This is a genomic window from Pseudomonas sp. IzPS59, assembly GCF_014863505.1.
Taxonomy (GTDB): Bacteria; Pseudomonadota; Gammaproteobacteria; order Pseudomonadales; family Pseudomonadaceae; genus Aquipseudomonas; species Aquipseudomonas kribbensis.
Genome location: NZ_CP062251.1, coordinates 3,482,202 through 3,507,272, shown reverse-complemented (window position 1 = coordinate 3,507,272; position 25,071 = coordinate 3,482,202). Strand labels below are relative to the sequence as shown.

Sequence of the window (25,071 nt, the reverse complement as noted above, 5' to 3'; positions counted from 1 at the left end):
CACATCAGACTCTGTGGGAGCGGGCTTGCCCGCGATGGCGGTGTATCAGGCGCCGTCGAGCGTGCGGCGCACCTTGTCCAGCAGTTCGCTGATCTGGAACGGTTTGACCAGCATCTCCATGCCGGCGCCGAGAAACACCTGACGGTTGATCGCGGTTTCCGCGTAGCCGGTCATGAACAGGATCGGTAACCCGTTGCGCCAGCCCCGGGCGACGTCCGCCAGTTCGCGACCGCTCATGCGCGGCAGGCCGACGTCGGTCAGCAGCAGGTTGATCGACGGATCGTTCTGCAGGCGCTCCAGGGCGGTTTCAATATCGCCGGCCTGGGTGCAGCGGTAACCGGCATCCTCCAGCACTTCGGTGACGAACAGCCGCACCGACGGCATGTCCTCGACGATCAGCACATGCTCGCCGGAACCTTGCGGATCCACCGCTGGTGGCACCAGATCGGCGGCGGTCGGGTCGCTGGTGGCCGGTAGCATGATGGTCACTTCGGTGCCGCGCCGGGCCACGCTGCGGATGTGTGCATCGCCGCCGGACTGACGGGCGAAACCGTAAATCGTCGACAACCCCAGACCGGTGCCTTGGCCAAGGGGCTTGGTGGTGAAAAACGGGTCGAACACCTTGTCGATCAGGCTGTGCTCGATGCCGGTGCCGTCGTCGCGTACCGACAGCGCTACGTAAGAGCCATCGGTCAGGTTCGGGTCGCCGTGGGAGTACGCCGCATAGGTGCTGACCCAGATATTGCCGCCCTGCGGCAAGGCATCCCGGGCATTGATGACGAGGTTGAGCACGGCGCTTTCCAGTTGAATCGGATCGACCAGGGCAATGGCCGGTTTGGTGGTCAGCTCAAGCTTGAGGGCGATGCGTTCGCCAATGGTGCGCACCAGCAATTCTTCGAGCGAACGCACGTGATCGTTGATGTCCACCGGCCGGGTGTCCAGCGGTTGTTGCCGGGCGAAGGCCAACAGGCGGTGGGTGAGTGACGCGGCGCTCATCGCCGAATTCAGTGCGGCATCGGCGTAGAACTGGACTTTGTCGAGACGGGCATCGGCGACACGTTTCTGGATCAGTTCCAGGCTGGTGATGATCCCGGTCAGCAGGTTGTTGAAGTCATGGGCGATGCCGCCGGTGAGCTTGCCCAGCGCGTCCATTTTCTGCACTTGCAGCAGTTGTGCTTCGGCGCGTACCCGGTCGGCGACTTCCTTGGCCAGTTGCGTGGTGGTGTCGTCCAGCCGCGCCAGGTGCGAGCGCTCGCGGTGACGGTGTTCGGTGACGTCTTCGACGAACACCAGGCTCAGTTCCGGTGTGCGGTACGGGGAAATCTGCCACTGGGTTTCGCGGATTTCACCCTGCACGCGCATGTTCAGCGTGCCTTTCCAGCGCTCGCCATCCACCAGTCGCAGACGCAATTCCTTGAGGATTGCGCCCTGATCTTCGGCAAAGCACTCGTCGAGGATCTGCGCGTCGCGGTTGTCCTGGATCAGTTGGGCAAAGGCGTGGTTACACTCGTGGACTTTCAGGGTTGCGTCGATGACCGCAATCGGCGCCGAGACATTGACGAAGATTTCCCGGAAGCGCGCCTCGCTTTCGCGCAGGGCATTTTCCGTGTCGCGCACCCGCAGCAGGGTGCGCAGGGTTGCCAGCAGCACGTCCGGGTCCACCGGGTGAATCAGATAGGCGTCGGCCCCGGCGTCGAGGCCGGTGATGATGTCGCCGGTCTGGATCGACGCCGCCGACACATGGATCACCGGGAGCAGGGCGGTGCCGGGGTCGGCGCGCAGTTCACGGACAATATCGAAGCCGCTCATGTCCGGCAGGTTGACGTCGAGAATCAGCGCATCCAGTGCTTCGCTGGCGATCAGCGCCAGGCCTTCGCCGCCGGTGCCGGCCTCCAGCACTTCGTAGCCGTGGCGCTCCAGGCGTCGGCGCAGGGCGTAGCGGGTGGCGACGTTGTCGTCGACGATCAACAGGCGGATGTCATGTTTCATCGACGTTCTCCAGAGCGATCGCCAACGGGATGATCACAAAAAAGGTCGAGCCGACTCCCGGTGCGCTTTCCACGCCGACTTCGCCGCCCAGCAGCTCCGCAAAACGCTTGCACAGGGATAATCCGAGCCCGGTGCCGCGCAGGCGTTTTTGCAGCGGCGAATCGACCTGGGAGAAGTCTTCGAACAGGGTGCCGTGCAACTCGGCGGCGATGCCGATGCCGGTGTCGCTGACGGCGAAACGCACCTTGTCCTGGCCTTCAAGCCGTGCCGAGACCCGGACTTCGCCGCGAGTGGTGAACTTCAGCGAGTTGGAAATGAAATTGCGCAGGATCTGCGCGAGCTTCTTGTCGTCGGTGTACAGGCGCGGCAGGCCGACCGGTTCTTCGAAGATCAGGTCCACCGCCGTGGCGTCGACAATCGGCCGGAACATCCCGCGCAACGCCGCGAACAGGTCGAACATGTCGAACCACGCCGGGGAAATGGTGATGCGCCCGGCCTCGATCTTCGCCAGATCGAGCAGGTCGTCGACCATATCGCTGAGTTCACGGGCGGCGCTGCTGACAAACGCTACCTGCTTGTGTTGCTCCGGGCTGAGCGGGCCGTCGAGTTCGTCGGCCAGCAGGCTGTTGATGCTCAGGATCGAACCCAGCGGGGTGCGGAATTCGTGGCTCATGTACGACAGGAAGCGGCTTTTCAGGTCCGAGGCCTGGCGCAGTTGTTCGGCCTGGGTGTCGAGCTCGGCATACAGGGCCAGCACGCCCTGATTGGTCTCGTCGAGTTCTTCGCGCAGCGCGGCGGTTTCGCTCTGCAACTGGGCGATCAGCGCGGTCTGTTCTGCGCTGCTCAAAGTCGGGGACTCAGCCATGGGCGGCCTCCAGGGCAACGACCAGCACCGTTACATCGTCGCGACCGCGACAGAAATCGCGGTGCAGGACGGTGGCTATCACGGCGGGATGGCGATGCACCAGGCCGGGGTAGTCTTGAAGGTTCCAACGGGACTGCAAGCCGTCGCTGTACATGATCAATAGATGTCCATTCACGTGAGCATAGTCAAAGGGCCGGGCTTTCCGGTATTGGCCGCCGACGATCCCCGGGTGCGAGGCCAGTCCACGGGATTTGTCGGCGCTGACGAGGCTGGCGCCGATGTTGCCGATACCGGCGAAGCTCAGGCTGTCGCGCTCGGCATGGAACTGCGCAAACGCCACGGCACCGCCGCGAGTGCCGATCATTTCCCGGTGCAGGTCTTCCATCAGCATCGCCGGGGCGGCGAAGGGATCCAGGGCGAAGGCTTTCTCCCCGGCACGGGCCGCGCGTTCGGCGTCCTCGCCGTGGCCCAGACCGTCGACGATCAGCGCGCTGATACTGTTGCGATCCACCGCCAGATGCCAGACATCACCGCACGCCGGGTCGTTGTGCAATGAGTGCTGGCTGACGCCGTAGCGCAGGTCCGGCGTCTGGTCATTGCGTGGATAAAGGCGCGCGAGCAGCACCGCGCCACGGGCATCGGCATGCACGTCGAAGACCTCGGTCTGCCGCGCCACCGCGCCCAGTCCGATGCCCTGGGTGCCGCCGGTGGAAAAGCCGTCCATCATGCAGGCTTCCAGATCGAAGCCCTTGGCCCGGTCCACCGCCAGCATCTCGATGCCGAAACCGTTGGCGCGGGGCAGGGCGCGCAGGTGCAATTCGCCGACACCGGCATGCTTGAGCACGTTGCTCGCCAGTTCCGTGGCCACCAGCGCCACCCGCCCGGCATCACGTTCATCGAAGCCGTGAGATTCGGCGAGCTGCTGGGCGGTGCGCCGTGCATGGCCGATCTGACTGCTGTCTTCGATCAGCAAGACCTGGGTCAACGACCCGCTGATGTTCATGTCCATCGGGTGATCGTTATACGAGTGCCTTTGCCGGGTGCGGTGTCCAGTTCGAACTCGTCCACCAGCCGTTTGGCGCCGGTCAGGCCCAGGCCCAGACCGCTGCCGGAAGTCCAGCCATCGGTCATCGCGAGTTTGATGTCGGGAATGCCCGGGCCTTCATCGCGGAAGGTCAGGCGCAGGCCGACCTTGTGGTTGTCGTCGAGGATTTGCCAGTCCATGTCGCCGCCACCGCCATACACCATGGTGTTGCGCGCCAGCTCGCTGACGGCGGTCACCAGTTTGGTCAGGTCGATCAGGCGCATGCCACACTCGGTGGCCAGTTTGCGCGCCAGTTGCCGGGCGAGCACGACGTCCTGCTCGATGTTGATCGGTTGCGTACCGCTGCTGCGCACCGTCATTGCTGGCGTACTCGTTCCTGAAGCAGTTTCATGCCGCGCTCGACATTCAGCGCGGTGCTGACGCCGGGCAGGTTGAGACCAAGTTCGACCAGGGTGATCGCCACGGCCGGTTGCATGCCCACCAGCATGGTTTCGGCATCCATGATTTTCGACAGGCCGGAGATGGTGCCGATCATCCGGCCGATGAACGAATCGACCATGTCCAGCGCCGAAATGTCGATCAACACCCCGCGGGCGGAGGTCTTGCTGATGCGCTCGGACAGATCGTCCTGCAGGGTGAGGGCGAGCTGGTCATGCATGTCGACCTGAATGGTCACCAGCAGGAAGTCGCCCATCTGGAGAATCGGGATACGTTCCATCGCTTAAACCGTCTTGGCGAGAGTGATGCCCAGGCGGGTCAGGGCCAGCTTCAAGGCGTCGGCCAGGTTGGCCTTGGTCACCACGCCCTGCAGGTCGAGGCCCAGGTGCACGATGGTCTGGGCAATCTGCGGACGCACGCCGCTGATGATGCAGTCAGCGCCCATCAGGCGGATTGCGGTCACGGTCTTGAGCAGGTGCTGGGCGACGAGGGTGTCGACGGTCGGCACGCCGGTGATGTCGATGATGGCGATTTCCGAACCGGTGTCGACGATGCGTTGCAGCAGCGATTCCATCACGACCTGCGTGCGTTGCGAGTCGAGGGTGCCGATCATCGGCAGCGCCAGTACGCCGTCCCACAATTTGACTACCGGGGTGGACAGCTCCAGCAACTCTTCCTGCTGACGCTTGATCACCGCTTCACGGGATTTCTGGAAGGTGCGGATGGTGTGCAGGCCGAAAGCGTCGAGCAGTTCGGAGATTTCCCAGAGCTGTTCGGCGAGCAGGGCCGGTTGATCCTGGTAATGGTTTTGCAGCAGGGCGAACAACGGGCCCTTGAGCGAGAAGATGAAGCTGGCGGTCTGTTGCGAGTCCTGACCGAGCAGGGCACGGCTGTGGGAGAGCTTTTCGAGGAACTGGCGAGTGTTTTCCCAGCCCGGCGCGGCAATGTTGGTGCCGTTGTCGTTTTCCAGGCCAGTGACCACCAGTTGCAAGAATTCGCTGGTCTGCTGCTGTATGTCGTGTTCCTTGAGATTGCGGGTGGCGCCGCTGGCCTGCAGTCCGTTGATCCATTCGCCCAGCAGTTGTGCCTGTTTGTTTTTGATCGCATCGAGTGTGCTGTTCTGCAGTGCTGCCATGTGCGTCGTGCTCCATTGCGAATTGGGGGCCGGTTCTTCGGAAAATGACCGGCGCGAAGTGAATGACCCTGGCCGTTCGAAATAGTTGTTCGTTCCTGTGAGGATATTTTTGATCCGGCGCAAGGAATGCCCCGTTAACTCTAGTTGGCGTGGCCGGTGACGCCGATCTTTCGCACCTTTGAATGCCCAATAAAAAGAGGCCGCGTCCAGTGGAGGCGGCCTCTTTGCCTGTCTTGCGGTTATTTGGAGGGGTGTTTGGCCTGCAGCTCCTTGGCGGCTGCCAGGTGCTTTTCCAGGCCGGGCAGCATTTTCTGGGCGAAGCCCTTGAGTTCGGTGGCGCCTTTGACCTGGTCGTCGGTCACGGTGTTGGCTTCTTTCTTGAACAGCTCGATGGCTTCTTCGTGGGCCTTGACCTGGTTGTTGGCGTAGGCGGCGTCGAAAGACTCGTCGCGCATGTCGAGGATCTTCTCCTTGGCCTGTTTCACCAGAGTGGTGGAGTCCGGAGCCTTGATGTCGTGGGCCTGGGCAATGGCCGCCAATTCATCGTTGGCCTTGCCGTGGTCGGTGATCATCATGTTGGCGAAGTCCTTGATGTCCGCCGACTGGCTCTTTTCCAAAGCGAGGCGGCTGGTTTCGATTTCGGCGATGCCGCCGGCCGCCGCGTTATCGACAAAACTGTTGGAGGTCGCGGCGAAGGCGCTGCCCATGCCGGTACTCAAGGCGATCGCCAGGGCGAGATGACGCAGGTTGAATCCGTCCATTGGTGTTTCTCCACGCAGATGTTTTGGGGGTGTTACTCAATGGAGGGAAGGCTGCGGCGTAAGGTTTTATCGTATTTGCCTCAGGGCGACGAACGGCCACCGCTGGTCTGACAGGTGGTCGACAGAAGGGTACAACCAAGGCCATTCTGGTAATGGCTGACGCAATCGGTCGCGTCGGCTGCCGATCAATTGACGGAGGTGTTCCATGCCGGTGACCCATGACCTGTATCAGGACTTGAAGCTTACGAAGGAAGAGATCCAGCAACGACGCACCGAGGATCCACATCTGGACGCACTGATCAACAAGTATTCCCAGGCGGACGCCGAGGTCGTCAAGGCCGAGACGGCAGCTTCGGACGCGCCCAGTGATGACGCACTGAAGAAACTCAAAGAGAAACGCTTGCAGGTCAAAGACAAGATCGTCGAGCAATTGCAGGCTCGAACCTGACCGTCAGTCGCGCCATCGACCTTCGATGGTGCACGACTGGAACGACAGCCACGACGGGCACCTCGAATGTACAGAGTCTTCAATCAGCGGCTCTTTGCGAGGTGCCTTATGAGCGATCCCAAATTCCCCAGTGAAGAGCAGGGTGCATTCGACCCGGTTCCCACCCATCCCGAGCCCAACAGTCCGGCGCATACCACCGCGAATCCTGAAGCTGAAAGGCCGGAAGACGAATTGCCGGAAGACGAAGACCCGGACAAATTTGATCGATCCAGCAACTAACCGACTGCCATCGCTGGCAAGCCAGCTCCCACAGGGTTTGTCGTCGTTTGCAGACTCTGCGACCAACACAGTAATTGTGGGAGCTGGCTTGTCGGCCCGCCGCATCGCAGCGATGGCGTCAGCCGATTCAGCACGAATTCCAAAGCCTCATTTTAAGGCTGCATCCAGCGGCATCCGCGCCATATGCGTCGCCTTCAGCGAGCCGAAATACAACCAGTCGCCGTACTCGCGCGCTGTGGTGATCGGCGAGTAATTGCCGTCGCTCGCATCCTGCAAGTTCGCGATCACCTTGCCGTCCAGATCCAGCCCCAGCACAAACCCTCGTTTCTCCACCGGTTTGGGCACGACGGTCATCGCCCGCACGATCATCTTGCGCACGAACGGGTGTCCGGCGGTGCCATCGAGCAGCGGATTACGCGGCGTGTACAGCGCCACCCAGAAACGGTCCCGGCCATTGAACGCGAGGTTGTCCGGCAGCCCCGGCAGGTTGTCGATGAACAGGTCGTGGGTGCCGGCCTTAGGTCCGGTCAGCCAGTAGCGGCTGATGCGGTAGGCGCCGGTTTCGTTGACCAGCACATAGGCGTCTTCCGGGCCGAGGGTGACGCCGTTGGCGAACTCCAGCTTGTCGAGCAGGACGCTGGTCTTGCCGGTCTGGAAGTCATAGCGCAGCAGACGCCCGTCACCGCCGTGCTCGATGATCGCCTCGCCGTCATGGCCGTAGCCCCAGCGACTGCTGGCATCGCTGAAGTAGGCGTAATGCCCTGACTTGTCGATGGCCACATCGTCGGTGAAACCGAACTTCAGGCCATTGGCTTCAGTGGTCAGCGCGGTCAGTCGCCCTTGAGCATCCAGGGACAGCAAGCCCTTGACTCCGTCGGCAATCACCAGCAAACCGTTCGGGTGCCGCGCCAGGCCCAGTGGCCGCCCGCCGGTATCGGCAAGTACCTGGCGCTGCTGGCCGTCGAGGCTGGTCCGCAGCAGGCGCCCGTCATGCAGGCCGGTGATCAGAAAGTCCTCTTCCAGCAGCAGCGCTTCAGGGCCTTCGATATCGCCCGGACCGACCTGCTTCGCGCTTTTGAGGCGTTGATTGTCCGCGTAGACCCCTTCGGTCAGCGACGGCGCTGTTTGCGGCTTCCACGCCACGGGCTCGACCTTGGTCGGCATCAGCAACAGGAAGGCCAGAATCAAAATCACCAGCAGCAGGATCAGATGGCGCAGCTTCACACGTGAGCTCCTGCGAGTGCCAGATGACGGGTGGCCATGTCGCGCAGGGCCAGCATCGAGGCGGCCGATTCACGTTCGATACGACGTTTGAGCAACAGCTGATTGGCGATGCGCATGCCCAGACTCTCGAACCGGTAATCCAGGGTGCGAACGAACCGAGTCCCGTCGTTATGGGCCGAACACTCATAAGTCAGCAGCAGGGAGAGTCCGTGATCGCCCTGGGCCCGGGCACACCAGCGTCGCCCCGGCAGGTACTCGGTGACTTCCCAGCTCAAATGCCCCTCGCGGCCACCGGCATGGATGTCTTCCTCGAAACGCGCGCCGGCATGCAACGGGCCGGCAGGGCCGTCGATTTTCAGTGAGGAAGGGTGCCACTCCGGCCAGCGGCTGACCGTGGCGGCGTAGGCGAGTACGGCAATCGGCTCGCCGGCGATGTCGATCGGATGCTGCATGCGGGTCATGGCGGTTCTCGAATCGGTCAGAGGGACGGGTTCCGGCTCCCAGTAGAGGGTGCCGAACAGGTAATCCATCAACGGCAGGACGATGTTGAAATTGCGCTCCTGCATGCGTTCACGACGGTGATGCAATTCGTGCAGACGGCGCATCTGGCGAATCCACGGCAGACGACTCAGCGGATGCTTTTCCGGCAAGTGCTCGCAGGCGTGAAACACTTCATAGGTGAGGTAGCCCAGCACCATGCAGCCACCGAACAGCCCGGCGACGTTGGCGTTGACCTTTGCGAACAGCCACCACAGGGGCAGGGTAATCACCAGCGTGTGCACCACAATCAGCCACGCCGGAAACAGGATCACCCGCCAGTCGCGGGCGCTGTCCCAGGTCATGTGGCCGGGGGTGAAGAAGCTGTGATGGTCGCCGGCATGGCGGGCGTAGAACATCTTGGCGAAGGCTTTTTTGTGATGCCCGAGGTGGCGGTGCACCACGTACACGCCGAAATTGAAGAACAGCAAGGTCAGCGGCACCGCCAGCCATTCCAGCGGACGCACCTGCTGCACGCTGCTCCAGAAGGCGCCGATGGCCAGCACGCCGAACAGCAGCACAAAGGCACCGTGCAGCCAAGGGTTGTACAGCGGATGAATCGCCGCGCGATAGCGGCTGCGAAATGCCTCGGTGGTCTGCCTCACTGCGGTCACCTGCGGATATTGTCGTTATCCCGGCAGATTAGCCGATCCCGCCGTTTGTGCAGGGTCTACCTTGAGGTCACAACTGCCATGCTCCGGTGCATAGCGGTCGTCAGCTCAACGGGTTCCAGCGCTGCGACCAGTCGTCATCGGCCTTGATCACTTCGCGCAGCAGATCGAACGCCTGTTGCAGGGTCGCCGAATCACGGTCGCGGGAATAGACGAGGTAGGTTGGATAACCGAATTCCGGAGCCTTGATCACGACTTCCAGTGCGCCGCTTTCCAGGTAGGTGCGAACGACACGGGTACGGAAGTAGCCGCTGCCGCCGTTCTCCAGAATGTATTGCAGGGCCAGCGGGCCGAGGTTGAAACTCAGGGCTGCCTTGGCTTTCTCCGGCAGTGCAGCATCGTGCTGACGGCGGAAGTCGGTGCCCCAGTCGATGTATACGTAGGGAGCGGGGCGGTTGGGTGTCCGGACCAGAATCAGTTTCTCTTCCAGTACTTGCTCGACCTGCAGGCCCGGCCAGTATTCCGGCTGATAGACCAGCGCGGCGTCGAGCACACCGAGTTCCAGTTGACGCAGCAGGTTCTCGCCGTCGCGGATGTCCATGCGCAGGGCATGGCTGGGGATTTTCTCGCGCAGTTCGGCGGCCCAGCTGAGCATCAACGGGTTGCACAGGCTGACCTCGCCACCGATGTGCAGCACGTTGTCGTAGCCTTCAGGCAGCGGCAGGTCACGGCGCGCGGCTTCCCAGGTCTGCACCAGTTGATTGGCGTAGACCACGAACGCCTCGCCATTGGCAGTCAGCCGCGCACCGGCGCGGTTGCGCACAAACAGCGTGCTGCCCAACTGGCTTTCGAGTTTTTGTACGCGGGCGGTGATTGCCGTTTGCGTGACGAACAGCCTCTCCGCCGCCGCAGCGAGGCTGCCGTGGCGGACGATTTCCAGGAAGGTGCGGGCTAGGTCGATGTCCATGGGGGCGCCGGTGTCTGAGGTGCCGGCATTGTAAGTCAAAAGCGCCCTCACCCTAGCCCTCTCCCCGAGGGAGAGGGGACCGATTCGGGAATATTGACGAGATACATCGACCTGAAAGTTCGGCTTTGAATCCATAATCGACACGATTTTTCAGGTCGATGTATAGCGCAAAACAACTCGGTCAGTTCCCTCTCCTGGGGGAGAGGGCTAGGGTGAGGGGGAAAGCAGACGCCGCCGCTCAACCGGCCAGCTCAGCCTCCCGAACTCGCGCCCAATCCTCCACCAACCGCGCCGGCGTGCAGCAAGTCTTGCGCTTGTAGACAAAATTCCGGCACTTCTCGGCAAACTGATTGCGGTTGTACAGCATGTCTTCCTGCATCTCTTGCAGCTCGCTTTCGCGGCATTGGCGGATCAACTCATGATCGACCCGCAGCTTGCGCTCACGCACCGCCGCATACGCCGGATCGGTCAGTACTGAGTTGGCCCGTTGCAGCAGCCACAAACCGAATTCGTCCGGGCAGCGCGGGCCGATTTCCTGGACCATCCCCAGTTGCAACGCCTGGGCAGCGCTGACCGGCAGACAGGCCTGGGTCAATTGCTCGGCCATGGCCGGGCCGACGGCGCGGGGCAGGCTGTAGGTCCAGTATTCCGAGCCGTACAGGCCCATGCTCTTGTAATGCGGGTTGAGCACGATGTCGGCGCGGGCGAACACGATGTCAGCCGCCAGAGCGAGCATCACACCACCGGCGCCGGCATTGCCGGTGACCCCGCTGACCACCAGTTGCCGTGCGCTGAGCAATTCTGCGCAGACATCATCGATGGCCTGGATATTGGCCCACGCTTCAGCGCCCGGATCTTCGGCAGCCTGAATCACATTCAAATGCACACCGTTGGAAAAACTGCCGCGCCCGCCCTTGACCAGCAGCACCTGCGTGTCGCGGGACTTGGCCCAGCGCAGCGCCTCGACCATGCGTTGGCATTGCTCGGTGCTCATGGCGCCGTTGTAGAACTCCAGCGTCAGCTCACCGACGTGTCCGGACTCCCGATAGCGGATCGGCTGATAGGCCTCATCGCTGAATGGCGCGTTGGCAATCGACCAGTCCAGCACCGGTACATCCGCCAATTGCCCGGCCAGCACATGCCGCGCCGGGCGCTTGAAAGTTTCTTCGCCCGGTTGCGGTTTGCGTCGCAGCGAGCCGATCCACAGGCTGTGATCACCGGTCGCCACCAGCACGGCGTCGTCGTGTACCGCGAGGATCTCGCCGGGGATGCCGGTGCGCTGATCGAGGTGCGCGTCATACACGTAATACTGGCCGCCCGCGAGGCTGGCGAGCACGCCGGGCTGGCCGTCCGCCGCGTCGATGCAGCGTTTGATGAAGCGCGAGCAGTCGTGCCAGCTGAAGGTGCGGTCGTCCTGTTTCATGTTCGGTTGCAGGCAGCCACGAACTTTGGGATCGGTGTAATCCAGGGGCACCGGGACGAAGCCGTCGATGAATTTTTCCACCACTTCGCGGATGCAACGGATCGCCGCGTCACTGACCCGGCCGTTGTACAACTCGGATTTGCGCAAGCCTGCCGGCAGGTTGAATTCGCAGGTGGCCCAGACCGGGCCGGCGTCCATTTCTTCCACCGCTTGCAGCGCGGTCACGCCCCAGGTTGGCAGCTCGCGCATGATCGCCCAGTCCAGCGCGCTGGCGCCGCGATCACCGATGATGCCGGGGTGAATGATCACCACCGGGCGTTGCGGGTTGCTCCACAGCGCATGGGGCACACGGTCCTTGAGGAACGGACAGATCACCAGGTCGGCGCCGCTGTTTTCGATCTGCTCGCACACGGCGGCTTCATCGGTGAACAGCACCACGCTCGGCGAATGGCCCGCCTGACGCAGGTCCAGCCAGGCACGTTGGGTCAGACCGTTGAACGCCGAAGACAGAAGAATGATGTTGAGTGATCGCATGATTGCTCTTCCTTGAAAGGTCAGCCGCAGGCTCCCGGTGAGCCGTCCGTGGCTATCGATGGAGGCGCAAGGTTAGAGAGAGGCGCGGCGGGCGCCACTGATCGAGATCAACGTTGTGTCAGCCAATGTTGCCGTGGCGACAAAGCGTCTTATGCTCAATGGTTTGCATATCCTGATTTTTTATTACTTCAAATGTCCGCGACGCTATTGCACAGTCGCAGCCCTGATCAACGCCGGCCGATCCCGGCGTATCCATGGATTTTCGCAGCGGGTGGAGCCCGTTTTCAGGGAGTAAGGCATGGGGAGTCACAACCCGCATTACCAGCTCATCGGGCAAATGTTCCAAAAGGACTACCGATGGTTATGCGCCGCAGTCAGCCGTACCCTCGGCTGCCCGCACAGCGCACAGGACATTGCTTCGGAAACCTTTTTGCGGGTGCTGGCATTGCCCGATCCGCTGGCCATTCGCGAACCTCGCGCACTGCTGACCACAATTGCCCGGCGTCTGGTCTACGAAGGCTGGCGCCGGCAGGATCTGGAGCGTGCCTATCTGCAAAGCCTGGCGCTGGCGCCGGAGCCGGTGCATCCATCGCCCGAGGAACGGGAACTGGTGATCGAAGCGCTGCTGGCGGTGGATCGCTTGCTCAACGGCTTGTCAGCGAAGGCCAAGGCTGCGTTTCTCTACCATCAGCTCGATGGCCTGACCTACAGCGAAATCGGCGAACGCCTGGGCGTGTCCACCAGTCGGGTGCAGCAGTACATGGTCGAAGCCTTCAAACGTTGCTATCAGGCGATGCAGGCATGAGGCCGGACGAAACGCTGATCGATGAGGCAGCGCAATGGATGGCGTTGTTGCAATCGGGGGATGTCAGCCTGCAAGAGCGCGCGGCCTTCGACGCCTGGCGTGCGGCGGATCCACGGCATCAGCAGATCATCGAACAAATGGGCGGCGGGCTGAGCCTGTTGCGCCATGCGAACCTGCGCGGGCTGCCCCGTGAGAGTGTGCTGCACAGCCTGAATGCGCCTTCCAGCAGCCGTCGTCGATTCATCAGCGGCAGCCTGAGCGTGCTCGGCGTCGCGGTGCTGGCCGGGTTGCTCGGGCGACGTTATGGCTGGTTGCCCGAGGCCGGCGAGTTGTCGACCGGAACAGGCGAGCGACGCGAATTCACGCTGGAGGATGGCAGTACCTTGATGCTGAACGCCCGCAGCCGCGTGGTGCCGCGATTCGACAGCGCAGAGCGTCTACTGGCCCTGCGCAGCGGTGAACTGCTGGTTGATGTGGCGAAAAATCCGGCCCGGCCGTTTGTGGTCGAGACCGGACACGGACGGATGCGCGCCCTCGGTACGAAATTCCTGGTGCAGCGCGCTGAGGATTCGACGCGGCTGGTGATGCTGCATTCGCAGGTCGAAGTGGTCACTGCCGGCGGCGCGCGGCAAGTGGTGGAGACGGGCGAAAGCCTGTTGTTCAACGAACGGGAAATCCTCGCTCTGGAACGCAGCAAAGGACAGGAAAGCGCCTGGGTACAAGGGCGACTCGAAGTGCGCGACCGCCCCTTGAGCGAAGTCATCGACAGCCTGCGCAGCTATCGTCGCGGGATTCTGCACCTCAGCCCGGAAGTTGCGGGTCTGCGCCTCAGCGGTCTCTATCCGCTGGACGACAGCGACCGCACCTTGCAGTTGCTCGAACGCTCGCTGCCGATTCGCGTGACCTGGCACAACCCGTATTGGGTGACCATCGAAGCGCGGTTATAAAACCATAACTTCCCGGTCTATCCGCCCCCCTATAAAAAGCGCCGGCCCGCTGCTCATTCCCTGCAGACGCCTTCAACAGGGAAGCCCCTCGATGTTCTCATTCAAACAACAATCAACCCGCCTGACGCTGGCCGCTGCGCTGGCGATGGGCATCGTGCCTTCGGCCGTTCTGGCGCAAGACGCCGCCACTCAGGTGTTCACTTTCGATATCGCCCCGGGAGCGCTCGACGAGGTACTGCTGGATATCTCGCGCCAGACCGGCGTGCCGATTTCCTTCAGCCAGAATCTGGTGCAGGGCAAGCGCAGCAGCGCGGTACGGGGTGCGTTGGGTGGCCGGCAGGCGGTGGAGAAGGCGTTGCTCGGCAGCGGCCTGCAAGTGGAGCAGGGTACTCAAGGCCTGAGCATTCGCCAGGCCGACGCGCCAAGCGCCGCACCGGTCAAGGCTGCCGCCGTGGTGCCCGCCAGCAGCGCCGATTACCGTATGGAAAAGGTCACGGTCACCGGCTCGCGCATCGCCCGCGCCCAGTCCGATGGGGCGACACCAGTCAATGTCATCACCCACGAAGAAATGGAAGCGCGGGGCTACAAGAACGTCTATGACGCCCTCGCCACGCAAACGCAAAACACCGGCATGACCCAAGGCGAAGACTACGGCAACACCTGGCAGCCGGCCGCCAGCGCCCTCAACCTGCGCGGCCTGGGTCCCAATCACACACTGGTGCTGATCAATGGCCGGCGGGTTGCCGATTACCCGACGCCGTACGACGGCAAGGTCAACTTCACCAACCTGGCGAACATTCCCTCGGCAATCATCGACCGCATCGAAATCCTCAGCAGCGGCGCCTCGGCGATCTACGGTTCGGATGCGATTGCCGGGGTGGTGAACATCATCCTCAAGGACAAGATGAATGGCGTCGACGTCAACCTCAAGGGCGGCACCAGCGAGCGCGGTGGCGGTGACAACCAGCGCTTGCAGATCAGCGGCGGCGGCAGTTGGGGTGACTTCGACGGCCTGTTCGGGCTTGAACTGACCAATCGCGATCCGATCTGGGCCGATGACCGGGGCTTCATGCAGAGCGGGCCGCTGGCGGATGTCGGTTACCGTCGCGACCTGAGCAATAACCGTTATCTGGGGCCGGGCTGCGGTGCTTATCAAGGCACGTTCGACAACAAGCTGTTCAACAATGGCGGGCGCTGCCGCACCGACCAGATGTACAACGATTACTGGACGATCCAGACGCAAAAGGAAAACTACGACGGCTACACCCGTGGCACCTGGCATTTCAGCGACAGCGGTCAGGTGTTCGCCGACTTGATGTATGGCCTCGACCACATCCAGAACAACACCCGTGGCCCGACCTTCACATCGCCGGACTTCATCAACCAGAACAGCGGCAATCTGGAGCGTTGGTATCGGCGTTTCGGTGAAGAGGAAATCGGCGGGCGTACCAGCAACAACAGCAAGTGGCGCGACACCTCATGGACTGGCACCCTGGGGCTTTCGGACAAAATCGCCGACACCGGCTGGCACTATGATCTGGCGGCCAATCGCTCGGAATACAAAAGCGTGCGCACCACACGCTATACGCCGCTGTCGTCGATCCAGGATTTCTATTTGGGCCCGCAGCTCGGCACACGCGGCGGCTACCCGGTATTTTCCCCAGACGCCTCGCGTCTCGACCGGCCGTTGACGCCGCAAGAATGGGAGCAGTTTCGCGGCAACCTGACCCAGAGCAGCAAGTCGGTGTCCACCAGTTACAACGCCTCGGTCAATGGCGATCTGTTTGACCTGCCAGCCGGCCCGGTCGGATTTGCCGGCGTACTGGAAGCGGGCAAACAGGAATACCGCATCGACCCGGACGACAGCCTCAACGATGGCAGTTTTTATGGCGTGACACCGGCGCAAAGCTCAGGCGGTTCGCGCAAGCGCTATGCGGCGGGTGGCGAGTTCAGTATTCCGGTCACTGACACTGTGCTGGCGACAGCGGCGGGGCGCTGGGACCAATACAAGTTCAGCGGACGCACCGAGCAGCAGAAAACCTACAACCTCGGCCTGGAGTGGCGGCCGATCACCAGCCTGTTGCTGCGCGGCAGTTACGGCACCAGTTTTCGCGCGCCGGATCTGAATTACATCTACCAGTCCGACAGCAACGGCTACTACCCGGCGCAGATCGACTACTACGGCTGCAGCCAGGGTGTGGAGGGCGCCTGTGATCGCGGGCGGGTCGACTACACCCAGAGCGGCACAGCGGATCTGGCATCCGAACGCGGAAAATCCTGGACGTACGGGTTTGTCTGGTCGCCGTCGCGCAATTTCGATTTCTCCACCGATTTCTGGCGGGTGGAAATCGACGACCTGCTGACCACCGTCGACGAAAACCGCCTGTTGCAGGAAGAAAACGAATGCCGCAACGGCACTCAGGACATCAACTCGGCCAACTGCCAGTCGACCCTGGCACGCGTCGATCGTAATCCCGGCAATGCCGCCATCGATCCCAATCAGTTGCAGCGGGTGCGGGTCAATGCGATCAACGCCGCCAGCGAGCGGGTCAGCGGTCTGGACTTCAAGAGCAACATTCGCTGGGGCGCCGGGCAGTACGGAGTGTTCAGTTCGGCACTGGGCTACACCCTGGTGCTATCGCATTTTTACAAGGAATCCGACGAAGCTCCGACCCAGGACTTGCGCACTTCGCGCAGCAACTACGACTGGCGCAGCAAGGTCAACGCCAGCCTGACCTGGGATTATCAGAAGGCCACGGCGACCCTGATGGGCATCCGTTATGGCTCCGTCACCAACGGCGCGGGCGATGGCCGCCTGTCACCGTGGACGGTGTTCAACGCCAGTGCGCGCTATCGCTTGAACGACCGGGCGAGTGTCGGGCTGACCGTCAACAACCTGCTCAATCAGGTCAAACATGACGACTCGGCAGGTTGGCCGTATTACCCGACCGGCAACTACGACCCGTATGGGCGGCAGTGGTGGCTGGATGTGAGTTATCACTTCGGAGGTTAAGCATCTGCTTCGGGAACGTCCTACGGAAACAAGCGGGTTTTGCGTGAAAGCGGGGATATTTCCGACGACTTTTTCAGGTTGGTCGTCGGAAGCGTGATCTATAGCATCGGCTGTGACATTGAAGTCGTAAACGGCCTGGACGTTCAGGCCTCTGATAATGGATGGATCATGCGTACTGCACACCTCGAATACGAAGCGCCTGCTTATTCCACCTGCCATCAATGGCGCGCTGATCGTGCCAGATGCCCCATGGAGGACGTCGCATTGCCCAGTGCAAAGGTACCCCGGTTGACGGGTTTGAAGAAGGTCGCGGGCAAACCTGTCGAATTGCTCGTACATGGCCGGAACATCGGTGATGACGCCATGATGATCGTTCACCTTACGAATGAAGGCTTTGAGTTGAACGACGTCGTCGACATGCTTTCAACCTCCGAGCTTTACCAGCAAGGTGACGTGGTCAAACTCATCACTGGCAAGTCGGTCAGAACGATCCGGCGACTGCTGAAGGAAGATGAACCGATACGGCTTGACCCACAGCAGAGCGTCATCACCTACCAATTTGCTCTGGTGCTGGAATTGGCCATTCGGGCCTTCGGGGGGCAACCACGGGCGGAGGACTGGATGCAGAAACCCTCTACCTATTTTCACGGCCATGTGCCGCTGGAATTGACCCTGCATCCATTGGGTTTTCAGATGGTGGAGCAGTATCTGGTGCAGCTGATCTACGGGGTTTACCCATGAACCCCTTGCCGTGGGACAAACATTGGTATGCATGGCGGCTTGATCGCGAGGTTTATGGAAGAACGTGGGATAGCGGGATGGGGTCAAAGATGAGAGGAGGTCGATGGAACATTCCCGGACGACGCGTCGTGTATGCATCCGTCGATCCGTCGTCGGCCATTCTGGAGGTGGCAGCCAACCATAGTTTCGATGCTCTGGACCGCGAGCCTTATGTTTTGACGTGTTTCGAGGTCATCAACAATGCGAAGGTAAAAATCGTGCAGCCCGAAGAGGTACCGAACCCTTACTGGCTGAGCCCTGCACAGCCTTCACCCAATCAGCAATTGTTTGCCGACGCGTTGCTGGCCGAGCACCCGTTTGTACTGATTCCCTCGGCGGCAACCCGGCATTCGTGGAACTTGCTGGTGAGCTGCGATTTGGCGGAGGGGCAGTTCAGGATGGTCTCGCAGGAGCGGTTCGGGCTGGATACCCGTTTGCTCAAGGAGATGGTTTTGAGTTGATGAGTGGGCTTATCGATTTGCATAACCTCATCACCCAACGGTCTAAACCGCGCCCTATAAATCCCTGTTGGTCATCGCACATCCCTGCATAAACCAAAACGCAGGGATGGCTGTTCATGATTCGATTTTCACCCGTTAGATCCCCGTTGAGCCTGGCCTTGCTGCTGGCGATCAACACATTGCCGGCGATTGCCGCCAACAGCAGTGCCACAGAACCGACCACTCAACTGCAACGGGTCGAAGTGACCGGCACCGCGATCCGCCGGGTCGATGCCGAAACCGCCGTGCCGGTGACCATCCTTCGGGTGGAAGAATTGCAGAAGCAGGGTGTGACGACGACTGAAGAGCTGGTCAACCGCATCTCTGCCAACCAGTCGTCCGTAGGTTCCGGGCGTTCGGTGGGCTCGAGCAGTGGCGGGGCGTCTTATGCCGACCTGCGTGGTATCGGACCGAACAAGACCCTGGTACTGCTTAACGGCCGCCGCTTGAGCAACAACGCGACCAACGCCATCAATGGCTCCGGCGTGGACCTCAATACCATTCCGTTCGCCGCCATCGACCGGGTCGAAGTGCTGCGCGATGGGGCTTCGGCGCTGTATGGCACCGATGCGATTGGCGGGGTGATCAACTTCATCACCAAGACCAGCCTCACCGAAGGTCAGATCAGTACGAGTTACGACACGCCGACGCACTCCGGCGGCGGTGAAAGCCGTAACTTCAGCGGCAGCTGGGGATTCGGTGATTTGCAGGACGATCGCTTCAACGTTTTCGGCGTCGTGAGTTACGACAAGCAGCAACGGCTGGCCGCTGAAGATCGCGGTTACACCTACAACTACCAGCCGGGGCGCGGGCTCGATTACACCTCCGGCACGGCATCACCGGCCAACTGGAGCCAGGGCAGCAACGCTACCAACCCGTTGTCGGGGTCCGGTTGCAACGCGCCGGGGCTGCTGTCACGCAACGGAATCTGCCGCCAGAGCCTGTGGAATTACCTGGACCTGGTGCCGGAAACCGAAAAGACCTCGGCTTTCGCCAAAGCCACCGGCAAGCTGTCGGACGATCACAACGTCAGCCTCGAATACTTCTGGGCACGCAATGAAAACCGCACCCAGATCGGCCCCGGCACCCTGATGGGCAATCAGGTCAATCCTGGTACGGCGTTTTATCCTGGCAACGGCATCACCCCCGGGCCGAGCGGTTTTGCCCTTGATTCAACGCAACCGGTGGACGTGAACTGGCGCGAAACGGCGGTCGGCGCCCGCCGTCACGAGGACGACAACACCGGTCAGCGCCTGCTGCTGAGTTTCGACGGCACGCTGGTTGGGTGGGATTACAACCTTGGCGCTTCGTACAACCAGAACAAAGTGGTCAACACGATCCGCAGTGGTTACGTGAACGACCGCGCCGTCAGCCAGGGGATCGCCAATGGCGTGATCAATCCGTTCGGGCCGCAGACAGCTGCCGGTTCGGCATTACTGGCGGCCAACGCGGTGGACGGTGATTACGCAACTGCCGTGGGCCGGGTGAAGGCGATTGACGGCCGTGTCAGTCGCGAGATCGGTGACTGGTTTGGCGCCGGTCCTTCGGCGCTGGCGCTGGGTGGCGAGTACCGCAAGGAAGACTTTCATCAGGACTTCGCCGCGTTTGCCGGTGATGTGCAGAGCCTCGGCGTGGACCCCAACGGCAGCGTGTCAGGGGATCGCAGCGTCTCGGCGCAATATGCCGAGGTCAATGTCCCGGTGCTCGACAGCCTGGAGTTGTCCGCTGCCGTGCGGCATGACAAATACAGCGATTTCGGCAGCACGACCAACCCGAAATACTCGTTCCGTTTTCAGCCGTTCAAGGAACTGGTAGTGCGCGGCGCGTATAGCGAAGGTTTCCGCGCACCATCGCTGTATGAACTCTATAACCCGAACTTCACCACCTTCACCAACGCCAACTACAACGACCCGCGCCTGTGTGCCGGTGGCAATCCGAGCAACGGCGGCATTGCCAACCGCGACTGTGCCCAGCAGTTCAACCGGACCACGGGCGGCAACACGGACCTGAGCCCGGAAACCGCGCGCAACGTCACCGTCGGTTTCGTTTATCAGCCGTTCGATCGCCTGACCACCGGGCTGGATTTCTGGTGGATCAGCATCGCCAACCAGATCGCCGAGTTCCCAGAGTCGGCGGTGTTCGAGAACCCGGAACTGTATCCGGAACGCTTGATCCGCAAGCCTGACGGCTCCATCGATCACGTCGTCACCGGCCTGGCCAACCTGGGGAAGATCAAGACCAACGGCGTCGACGTGAGCTTCGACTATCACCTGCCGAGCACGCCATACGGTGATTTCGGCATCGGCCTGCAAGGCACCTACGTCAGCCGTTACGAGTATCAGCAGCAGCTCAAGGGCGATTTCATCGACAAGCTCGGAGATTTTCGCGGGGGTGACTTCGCGTCGGCCGGTGCGGTGGCCCGCTGGCGCCACAGCCTGACCGGCAGCTGGAACTACGGCCCGTTCGGCGCGAGCCTGACCAACCGCTACACCAGCGGTTATCACGACTCGGACCGCGAGACCCACGACTACGTTGGCTCCTACAACGTCTGGGACGTGGCCGGCACCTACACTTGGCGCAAGACCCTGGCGGTGACGCTGGGGGTAAAAAACCTGTTCGATCGCGAGCCGCCATTCAGTAACCAGACCTACACCTTTCAGAGCGGCTACGACCCGAAATACGGCGACCCGTTCGGGCGCACGCTGTACACGCGGCTCAACTACAAGTTCTGAGAATGACCAGACATGGTCGGTTTTAGTAACCCATCGTTCTAAAACCGGCCCTATAAAAAGTGCCCGCCTGTTGCACAACACAATCAGGCAGGCACAGGGTTAAAGGATCTGCCCATGTTTTCCAGACTCACTTTGCTGGGCTTATGTCTTCTGCTGAGCCCGGCGATATTTGCGCAGCCTCGACACGCCCTCACGGTTTACGGCGAAGCGCCGAAGTACGCTGCGGATTTCCAACACCTGGCCTACGCCAATCCCGATGCACCCAAGGGCGGTAGCCTGCGGCGTTCTTCGCTGGAAAGCGGTCCGTTCGATCACCTGATTCCCTACATCGACAAAGGCACCGGCGTCGCCGAAATCGACGGCTGGCTTTATGCACCGCTGGCTTATCGCAGCAAGGATGAGCCCTACAGCGTCTACGGTCTGGTGGCGCAGCGGATGGAGCTGGATGCGGATCGACGCTGGGTACGTTTCTATCTCAATCCGCAAGCGCGTTTTGAAGACGGTACGCCGATCACCGCCGAGGACGTGCGCTACACCTTCGAGCTGTTCACCACTCAGGGCAGCCTGAAGTACCGGCAGCAGTTTCGCGATGTCGCCGAGGTGCAGGTCGAGTCGCCAACCCAGGTACGCTTCGTCTTCAAGAACAACGAAAGCCGCACCTTGCCGCTGGACCTGGCAGTACTGCCTGTTTTACCAGAGAACTGGTGGCGCACCCGGGACTTTGCCGAAGGCGCCGGTTTCGAGATTCCGCCCGGCAGCGGTCCTTATCGGGTGAGCGCAGTGGATGCCGGTCGCAGTGTGAAATTTCAACGGGTCAAGGACTGGTGGGGCAAGGATCTGCCGGTCGCCCGTGGGCTCTACAACTTCGATCAGTTGAGTGTGGAATTCTTTGCCGACACCGACGTGTCGCGACAAGTGCTCAAGGCTGGCGGTTTTGATTACAACCGCGAATTCTCCGCCACCAGTTACACCATCGGTTATGCCGGCGCAGCGCTGGAGCAGGGCAAATTGTTGCGTGAACACCTCGCACCCGGCGCGGCTCAAGGTGCCCAGGGTTTCGTGTTCAACCTGCAGAAGCCGATGTTTCAGGATCGGCGAGTGCGGCAGGCGATTGCCATGCTCTGGGATTTCGAATGGAGCAACCGGCAGATGATGCGCAGCATGTACTTGCGCCAGCGCAGTTACTTTTCCCATAGCGCGCTGTCGGCCACTGAGTTGCCGGACGCCGAAGAACTGAAAATCCTCGAACCCTGGCGCGGCAAGATCCCCGATGAGGTGTTCAGCCAGGTGTTCGAAGCGCCGCGCACCGACGGTAGCGGCAACATTCGCGCGCAACAGTTGCAGGCGTTGAAACTGCTGGCGGCCGCCGGCTGGAAACCCCGGGGCGATCAACTGGTCAACGCTGCCGGCGAGCCGCTGCAATTTATCTTTCTCAACGGCCAGAAAGGCTTCGAGCGCCTGCTGCTGCCGTTCAAACGCAACCTGGCGCAGATCGGCATTGGCTTCGATATCCGTCAGGTCGACACCGCGCAATACACCAACCGCGTGCGCAGTCGCGACTACGACATGATCGTCGTCGGCTATCCGGTGAGCCAGGCGCCAGGGCGCGAAATGTTCAATTACTTCGGATCCGACGGAGCCGATGATCCGGGCTCCAACAACTACATGGTGCTGCGTGATCCGGCGGTGGATGCGTTGCTCGAAGGCGTGGTGCAGGCCGACAGCCGTGAAAGTCTCTTGCGCCATGCCCGGGCGCTGGATCGGGTGCTGCAGTGGGGCTACTACTGGATTCCCAACTATTACCCACCGGGCATTTCCACGGTGTGGTGGAACCGTTTTGGCCGGCCGGCGATTGCGCCGCTGTATGACGCCGGCCTCGACACCTGGTGGGAGATCAGTCCCACGGCGTTGACCGCCACTCAGGCACAAAAACAGCAAAAGGAGTTCGCCCATGTGGGGTTATAGCCTGCGGCGTCTGCTGCTGATCGTGCCGACCCTGCTGGCGATTCTGCTGGTGAATTTCGTGATCGTGCAGGCCGCGCCCGGTGGCCCGGTTGAGCAAGCCATCGCCCGTTTGCAGGGCATCGGTGTCGGTGGGGCAGTAGGTGCAAGCCATGTCGAAACCATTGGCGGCGAGTCCCGCGCGACCCGTGGCCTGGATCCGAAACTGGTGGCCGATATCGAGCGTCAGTACGGGTTCGACAAACCCGCCAGCGAGCGCCTGTGGCTGATGCTCAAAAGCTACGCGCAACTGGACTTCGGCAAGAGTTTCTTCCGAGGCGCGACGGTCACTGAACTGATCTGGCAGAAACTCCCGGTGACCTTGTCGCTGGGGTTGTGGGCGACGTTGATCACCTATCTGGTATCGATCCCGCTGGGCATCCGCAAGGCCGTGCACAACGGATCGGCGTTCGACGTCTGGAGCAGCGCGGCGATCATCATCGGTTATGCGATGCCGGGGTTTCTGTTTGCGCTGTTGTTGATCGTGGTGTTTGCCGGCGGCACGGCGCTGGACTGGTTTCCGGTGCGGGGTCTGGTCTCGGACAACTTCGCCGAGCTGACGCTGTGGGGCAAGGTGTTGGATTACTTCTGGCATCTGGTGCTGCCGGTCAGCGCGCTGGTGATTGGCGGTTTCGCGACGCTGACGATCCTGACCAAGAACAGTTTTCTCAACGAGATCTCGCGGCTGTACGTGGTCACGGCCCGGGCCAAGGGGCTGAGTGAGCGGCAGGTGTTGTACGGGCATGTGTTTCGCAACGCGATGCTGCTGGTGGTCGCCGGGTTGCCCCAGGCACTGGTGACGGTGTTCTTCGGCGGCTCGCTGCTGATCGAGGTGATCTTCTCCCTCGACGGCCTCGGCCGCCTGAGCTACGAAGCGGCGGTATCGCGGGATTACCCCGTGGTGTTCGGTTCGCTGTTCATCTTCACCCTGTTCGGACTCTTGATAAAACTGCTGGGCGACCTGTGCTACACGCTGGTCGATCCGCGTATCGACTTTACGGCGAGGGCTGCCTGATGCTGACGCTTTCTCCTATCGGGCAGCGCCGCTGGGCGCGGTTCAAGGCTCACCGGCGTGGATGGTGGTCATTGTGGCTGTTTCTCTCGCTGTTCGGCTTGAGCCTGGGCGGTGAGCTGGTCGCCAACGACAAACCGCTGCTGGTGACGTTTCAAGGTGAATGGTTCTTCCCCGCGTTCAAACGCTACACCGAACAGGATTTCGGCGGCGAGATGCCATTTCAACCGGACTATCGCAGCGCCCAGGTGCGCGAGCTGATCGAGGGGCAGGGCGGACGCATGTGGTTTGCGCCGATCCCGTTCGGTTTCGACACGGTCAATTACGATCTCGCGGAACCGGCACCGAGCCCGCCCTCCAGCGACAACTGGCTGGGCACCGACGATCAGGCCCGGGATGTGCTGGCGCGGGTGATTTTCGGCACGCGGGTGTCGCTGCTGTTTGCCTTGGCATTGACCGCCACCAGTGCGCTTATCGGCATCGCCGCCGGCGCGTTGCAAGGCTATTACGGCGGTTGGGTCGATCTGCTCGGGCAGCGTTTACTGGAGGTCTGGTCGGGGCTGCCGGTTCTGTATCTGCTGATCATTCTGTCCGGGTTCGTCGAGCCGAATTTCTGGTGGCTGCTGGGGATCATGGCGCTTTTTTCCTGGCTGAGCCTGGTGGACGTGGTGCGCGCCGAGTTCCTGCGCAGCCGGGGTCTGGAATACGTGAAAGCTGCTCGGGCACTGGGTGTCGGCGATGCGCAGGTGATCGTGCGGCACATCCTGCCCAACGCCATGAGTGCGACGCTGACGTACCTGCCGTTCATTCTTACCGGGGCGATTGCAACCTTGTCGGCGCTGGACTTTCTTGGCTTCGGCATGCCGGCGGGCAGCGCGTCGCTGGGTGAATTGATCGGCCAGGGCAAGACCAATCTGCAAGCACCCTGGCTGGGTCTGACGGCGTTCTTTGCGCTCGCGCTGATTCTTTCATTGCTCGTCTTCATCGGCGAAGCCTGCCGTGATGCCTTCGACCCGAGGACTTGA

Annotated in this window: 22 protein-coding genes; 11 read left to right on the top strand and 11 right to left on the bottom strand. The window is 61.6% G+C overall.

The window, feature by feature from the left end:
* Positions 1 to 45: 45 nt before the first annotated feature.
* The 7 genes from IF189_RS15650 to IF189_RS15620 all read right to left on the bottom strand — a co-directional run bounded on the left by IF189_RS15650 (position 46) and on the right by IF189_RS15620 (position 6,233).
* Positions 46 to 1,989, bottom strand: a complete 1,944-nt coding sequence (locus tag IF189_RS15650; protein WP_192551845.1) for a response regulator — start codon at positions 1,987 to 1,989, stop codon at positions 46 to 48.
* Positions 1,979 to 2,854 carry a sensor histidine kinase gene (locus IF189_RS15645; protein WP_134826507.1) on the bottom strand — a complete coding sequence of 292 codons (876 nt, stop codon included), beginning with the start codon at positions 2,852 to 2,854 and terminating at the stop codon, positions 1,979 to 1,981. Before IF189_RS15645 ends, IF189_RS15650 begins: the two co-directional genes overlap by 11 nt.
* Positions 2,847 to 3,857, bottom strand: coding sequence for an ATP-binding protein (locus IF189_RS15640; RefSeq protein WP_134826545.1), 1,011 nt, complete (start codon positions 3,855 to 3,857; stop codon positions 2,847 to 2,849). Before IF189_RS15640 ends, IF189_RS15645 begins: the two co-directional genes overlap by 8 nt.
* Complete coding sequence (locus tag IF189_RS15635) at positions 3,854 to 4,258, bottom strand: anti-sigma regulatory factor (protein WP_085710114.1); 405 nt, start codon at positions 4,256 to 4,258, stop codon at positions 3,854 to 3,856. The genes IF189_RS15640 and IF189_RS15635 overlap by 4 nt, the downstream gene beginning before the upstream one ends.
* Positions 4,255 to 4,617: an STAS domain-containing protein gene (locus IF189_RS15630; protein WP_007959463.1), complete on the bottom strand. Its 363-nt coding sequence runs from the start codon at positions 4,615 to 4,617 to the stop codon at positions 4,255 to 4,257. Before IF189_RS15630 ends, IF189_RS15635 begins: the two co-directional genes overlap by 4 nt.
* A 3-nt stretch (positions 4,618 to 4,620) precedes the next feature.
* Complete coding sequence (locus IF189_RS15625; RefSeq protein WP_134826508.1) at positions 4,621 to 5,472, bottom strand: STAS domain-containing protein; 852 nt, start codon at positions 5,470 to 5,472, stop codon at positions 4,621 to 4,623.
* Between the two features lie 239 nt (positions 5,473 to 5,711).
* Positions 5,712 to 6,233 (bottom strand): DUF4142 domain-containing protein, encoded by a 522-nt coding sequence (locus IF189_RS15620; protein ID WP_192551844.1) that lies wholly within the window; start codon positions 6,231 to 6,233, stop codon positions 5,712 to 5,714.
* 205 nt (positions 6,234 to 6,438) lie between these two features.
* On the opposite strand from IF189_RS15620, the gene IF189_RS15615 reads away from it, so the two are divergent.
* Both IF189_RS15615 and IF189_RS15610 read left to right on the top strand, forming a co-directional pair.
* Positions 6,439 to 6,681: a YdcH family protein gene (locus IF189_RS15615; RefSeq protein WP_085710111.1), complete on the top strand. Its 243-nt coding sequence runs from the start codon at positions 6,439 to 6,441 to the stop codon at positions 6,679 to 6,681.
* A gap of 108 nt (positions 6,682 to 6,789) precedes the next feature.
* A complete protein-coding gene (locus tag IF189_RS15610; RefSeq protein WP_167748747.1) occupies positions 6,790 to 6,960 on the top strand; it encodes a hypothetical protein in 171 nt (56 codons plus the stop codon).
* Between the two features lie 147 nt (positions 6,961 to 7,107).
* Here IF189_RS15610 and IF189_RS15605 read toward each other — a convergent pair whose 3' ends face one another.
* From IF189_RS15605 to IF189_RS15590, 4 genes are all read right to left on the bottom strand, one after another.
* On the bottom strand, positions 7,108 to 8,124 hold the full coding sequence (locus IF189_RS15605; RefSeq protein ID WP_413038530.1) for an SMP-30/gluconolactonase/LRE family protein: 1,017 nt from the start codon (positions 8,122 to 8,124) through the stop codon (positions 7,108 to 7,110).
* A 56-nt stretch (positions 8,125 to 8,180) separates the two neighbouring features.
* Positions 8,181 to 9,326, bottom strand: a complete 1,146-nt coding sequence (locus tag IF189_RS15600; protein ID WP_134826510.1) for a sterol desaturase/SRPBCC family protein — start codon at positions 9,324 to 9,326, stop codon at positions 8,181 to 8,183.
* Between the two features lie 109 nt (positions 9,327 to 9,435).
* The gene (locus IF189_RS15595) at positions 9,436 to 10,299 is read right to left on the bottom strand and encodes a LysR family transcriptional regulator (RefSeq protein ID WP_192551843.1); all 864 of its coding nucleotides are present in this window, start codon (positions 10,297 to 10,299) and stop codon (positions 9,436 to 9,438) included.
* A gap of 238 nt (positions 10,300 to 10,537) precedes the next feature.
* Positions 10,538 to 12,256: a hydrogenase maturation protein gene (locus tag IF189_RS15590; RefSeq protein ID WP_192551842.1), complete on the bottom strand. Its 1,719-nt coding sequence runs from the start codon at positions 12,254 to 12,256 to the stop codon at positions 10,538 to 10,540.
* Between the two features lie 298 nt (positions 12,257 to 12,554).
* Between IF189_RS15590 and IF189_RS15585 the strand changes: the two genes are divergently transcribed.
* The 9 genes from IF189_RS15585 (at position 12,555) to IF189_RS15545 (ending at position 25,071) form a co-directional block, all read left to right on the top strand.
* The gene (locus IF189_RS15585; protein WP_085710106.1) at positions 12,555 to 13,061 is read left to right on the top strand and encodes a sigma-70 family RNA polymerase sigma factor; all 507 of its coding nucleotides are present in this window, start codon (positions 12,555 to 12,557) and stop codon (positions 13,059 to 13,061) included.
* Positions 13,058 to 14,008: a FecR domain-containing protein gene (locus IF189_RS15580; RefSeq protein WP_192551841.1), complete on the top strand. Its 951-nt coding sequence runs from the start codon at positions 13,058 to 13,060 to the stop codon at positions 14,006 to 14,008. Before IF189_RS15585 ends, IF189_RS15580 begins: the two co-directional genes overlap by 4 nt.
* A gap of 91 nt (positions 14,009 to 14,099) precedes the next feature.
* Positions 14,100 to 17,021 (top strand): TonB-dependent receptor, encoded by a 2,922-nt coding sequence (locus tag IF189_RS15575; RefSeq protein ID WP_192551840.1) that lies wholly within the window; start codon positions 14,100 to 14,102, stop codon positions 17,019 to 17,021.
* A 249-nt stretch (positions 17,022 to 17,270) separates the two neighbouring features.
* The gene (locus IF189_RS15570; protein WP_192553587.1) at positions 17,271 to 17,762 is read left to right on the top strand and encodes an MbcA/ParS/Xre antitoxin family protein; all 492 of its coding nucleotides are present in this window, start codon (positions 17,271 to 17,273) and stop codon (positions 17,760 to 17,762) included.
* Complete coding sequence (locus IF189_RS15565; RefSeq protein WP_119428384.1) at positions 17,759 to 18,262, top strand: RES family NAD+ phosphorylase; 504 nt, start codon at positions 17,759 to 17,761, stop codon at positions 18,260 to 18,262. The genes IF189_RS15570 and IF189_RS15565 overlap by 4 nt, the downstream gene beginning before the upstream one ends.
* Positions 18,263 to 18,378: 116 nt before the next feature.
* Entirely contained in the window at positions 18,379 to 21,033 is a 2,655-nt protein-coding gene (locus tag IF189_RS15560) for a TonB-dependent receptor (protein WP_192551839.1), read from the top strand.
* A gap of 114 nt (positions 21,034 to 21,147) precedes the next feature.
* Entirely contained in the window at positions 21,148 to 22,998 is a 1,851-nt protein-coding gene (locus tag IF189_RS15555; protein ID WP_192551838.1) for an extracellular solute-binding protein, read from the top strand.
* On the top strand, positions 22,985 to 24,049 hold the full coding sequence (locus IF189_RS15550) for a microcin C ABC transporter permease YejB (protein WP_134826516.1): 1,065 nt from the start codon (positions 22,985 to 22,987) through the stop codon (positions 24,047 to 24,049). The genes IF189_RS15555 and IF189_RS15550 overlap by 14 nt, the downstream gene beginning before the upstream one ends.
* Complete coding sequence (locus tag IF189_RS15545) at positions 24,049 to 25,071, top strand: ABC transporter permease (protein WP_192551837.1); 1,023 nt, start codon at positions 24,049 to 24,051, stop codon at positions 25,069 to 25,071. Before IF189_RS15550 ends, IF189_RS15545 begins: the two co-directional genes overlap by 1 nt.

What these genes read in the sequence shown, in the direction of transcription:
- IF189_RS15650 (WP_192551845.1), bottom strand. Translation starts at nt 1,989, where the DNA reads ATGAAACATGACATCCGCCTGTTGATCGTCGACGACAACGTCGCCACC.
- IF189_RS15645 (WP_134826507.1), bottom strand. Translation starts at nt 2,854, where the DNA reads ATGGCTGAGTCCCCGACTTTGAGCAGCGCAGAACAGACCGCGCTGATC.
- IF189_RS15640 (WP_134826545.1), bottom strand. Translation starts at nt 3,857, where the DNA reads ATGAACATCAGCGGGTCGTTGACCCAGGTCTTGCTGATCGAAGACAGC.
- IF189_RS15635 (WP_085710114.1), bottom strand. Translation starts at nt 4,258, where the DNA reads ATGACGGTGCGCAGCAGCGGTACGCAACCGATCAACATCGAGCAGGAC.
- IF189_RS15630 (WP_007959463.1), bottom strand. Translation starts at nt 4,617, where the DNA reads ATGGAACGTATCCCGATTCTCCAGATGGGCGACTTCCTGCTGGTGACC.
- IF189_RS15625 (WP_134826508.1), bottom strand. Translation starts at nt 5,472, where the DNA reads ATGGCAGCACTGCAGAACAGCACACTCGATGCGATCAAAAACAAACAG.
- IF189_RS15620 (WP_192551844.1), bottom strand. Translation starts at nt 6,233, where the DNA reads ATGGACGGATTCAACCTGCGTCATCTCGCCCTGGCGATCGCCTTGAGT.
- IF189_RS15615 (WP_085710111.1), top strand. Translation starts at nt 6,439, where the DNA reads ATGCCGGTGACCCATGACCTGTATCAGGACTTGAAGCTTACGAAGGAA.
- IF189_RS15610 (WP_167748747.1), top strand. Translation starts at nt 6,790, where the DNA reads ATGAGCGATCCCAAATTCCCCAGTGAAGAGCAGGGTGCATTCGACCCG.
- IF189_RS15605 (WP_413038530.1), bottom strand. Translation starts at nt 8,124, where the DNA reads ATGCCGACCAAGGTCGAGCCCGTGGCGTGGAAGCCGCAAACAGCGCCG.
- IF189_RS15595 (WP_192551843.1), bottom strand. Translation starts at nt 10,299, where the DNA reads ATGGACATCGACCTAGCCCGCACCTTCCTGGAAATCGTCCGCCACGGC.
- IF189_RS15590 (WP_192551842.1), bottom strand. Translation starts at nt 12,256, where the DNA reads ATGCGATCACTCAACATCATTCTTCTGTCTTCGGCGTTCAACGGTCTG.
- IF189_RS15585 (WP_085710106.1), top strand. Translation starts at nt 12,555, where the DNA reads ATGGGGAGTCACAACCCGCATTACCAGCTCATCGGGCAAATGTTCCAA.
- IF189_RS15580 (WP_192551841.1), top strand. Translation starts at nt 13,058, where the DNA reads ATGAGGCCGGACGAAACGCTGATCGATGAGGCAGCGCAATGGATGGCG.
- IF189_RS15575 (WP_192551840.1), top strand. Translation starts at nt 14,100, where the DNA reads ATGTTCTCATTCAAACAACAATCAACCCGCCTGACGCTGGCCGCTGCG.
- IF189_RS15570 (WP_192553587.1), top strand. Translation starts at nt 17,271, where the DNA reads ATGGAGGACGTCGCATTGCCCAGTGCAAAGGTACCCCGGTTGACGGGT.
- IF189_RS15565 (WP_119428384.1), top strand. Translation starts at nt 17,759, where the DNA reads ATGAACCCCTTGCCGTGGGACAAACATTGGTATGCATGGCGGCTTGAT.
- IF189_RS15560 (WP_192551839.1), top strand. Translation starts at nt 18,379, where the DNA reads ATGATTCGATTTTCACCCGTTAGATCCCCGTTGAGCCTGGCCTTGCTG.
- IF189_RS15555 (WP_192551838.1), top strand. Translation starts at nt 21,148, where the DNA reads ATGTTTTCCAGACTCACTTTGCTGGGCTTATGTCTTCTGCTGAGCCCG.
- IF189_RS15550 (WP_134826516.1), top strand. Translation starts at nt 22,985, where the DNA reads ATGTGGGGTTATAGCCTGCGGCGTCTGCTGCTGATCGTGCCGACCCTG.
- IF189_RS15545 (WP_192551837.1), top strand. Translation starts at nt 24,049, where the DNA reads ATGCTGACGCTTTCTCCTATCGGGCAGCGCCGCTGGGCGCGGTTCAAG.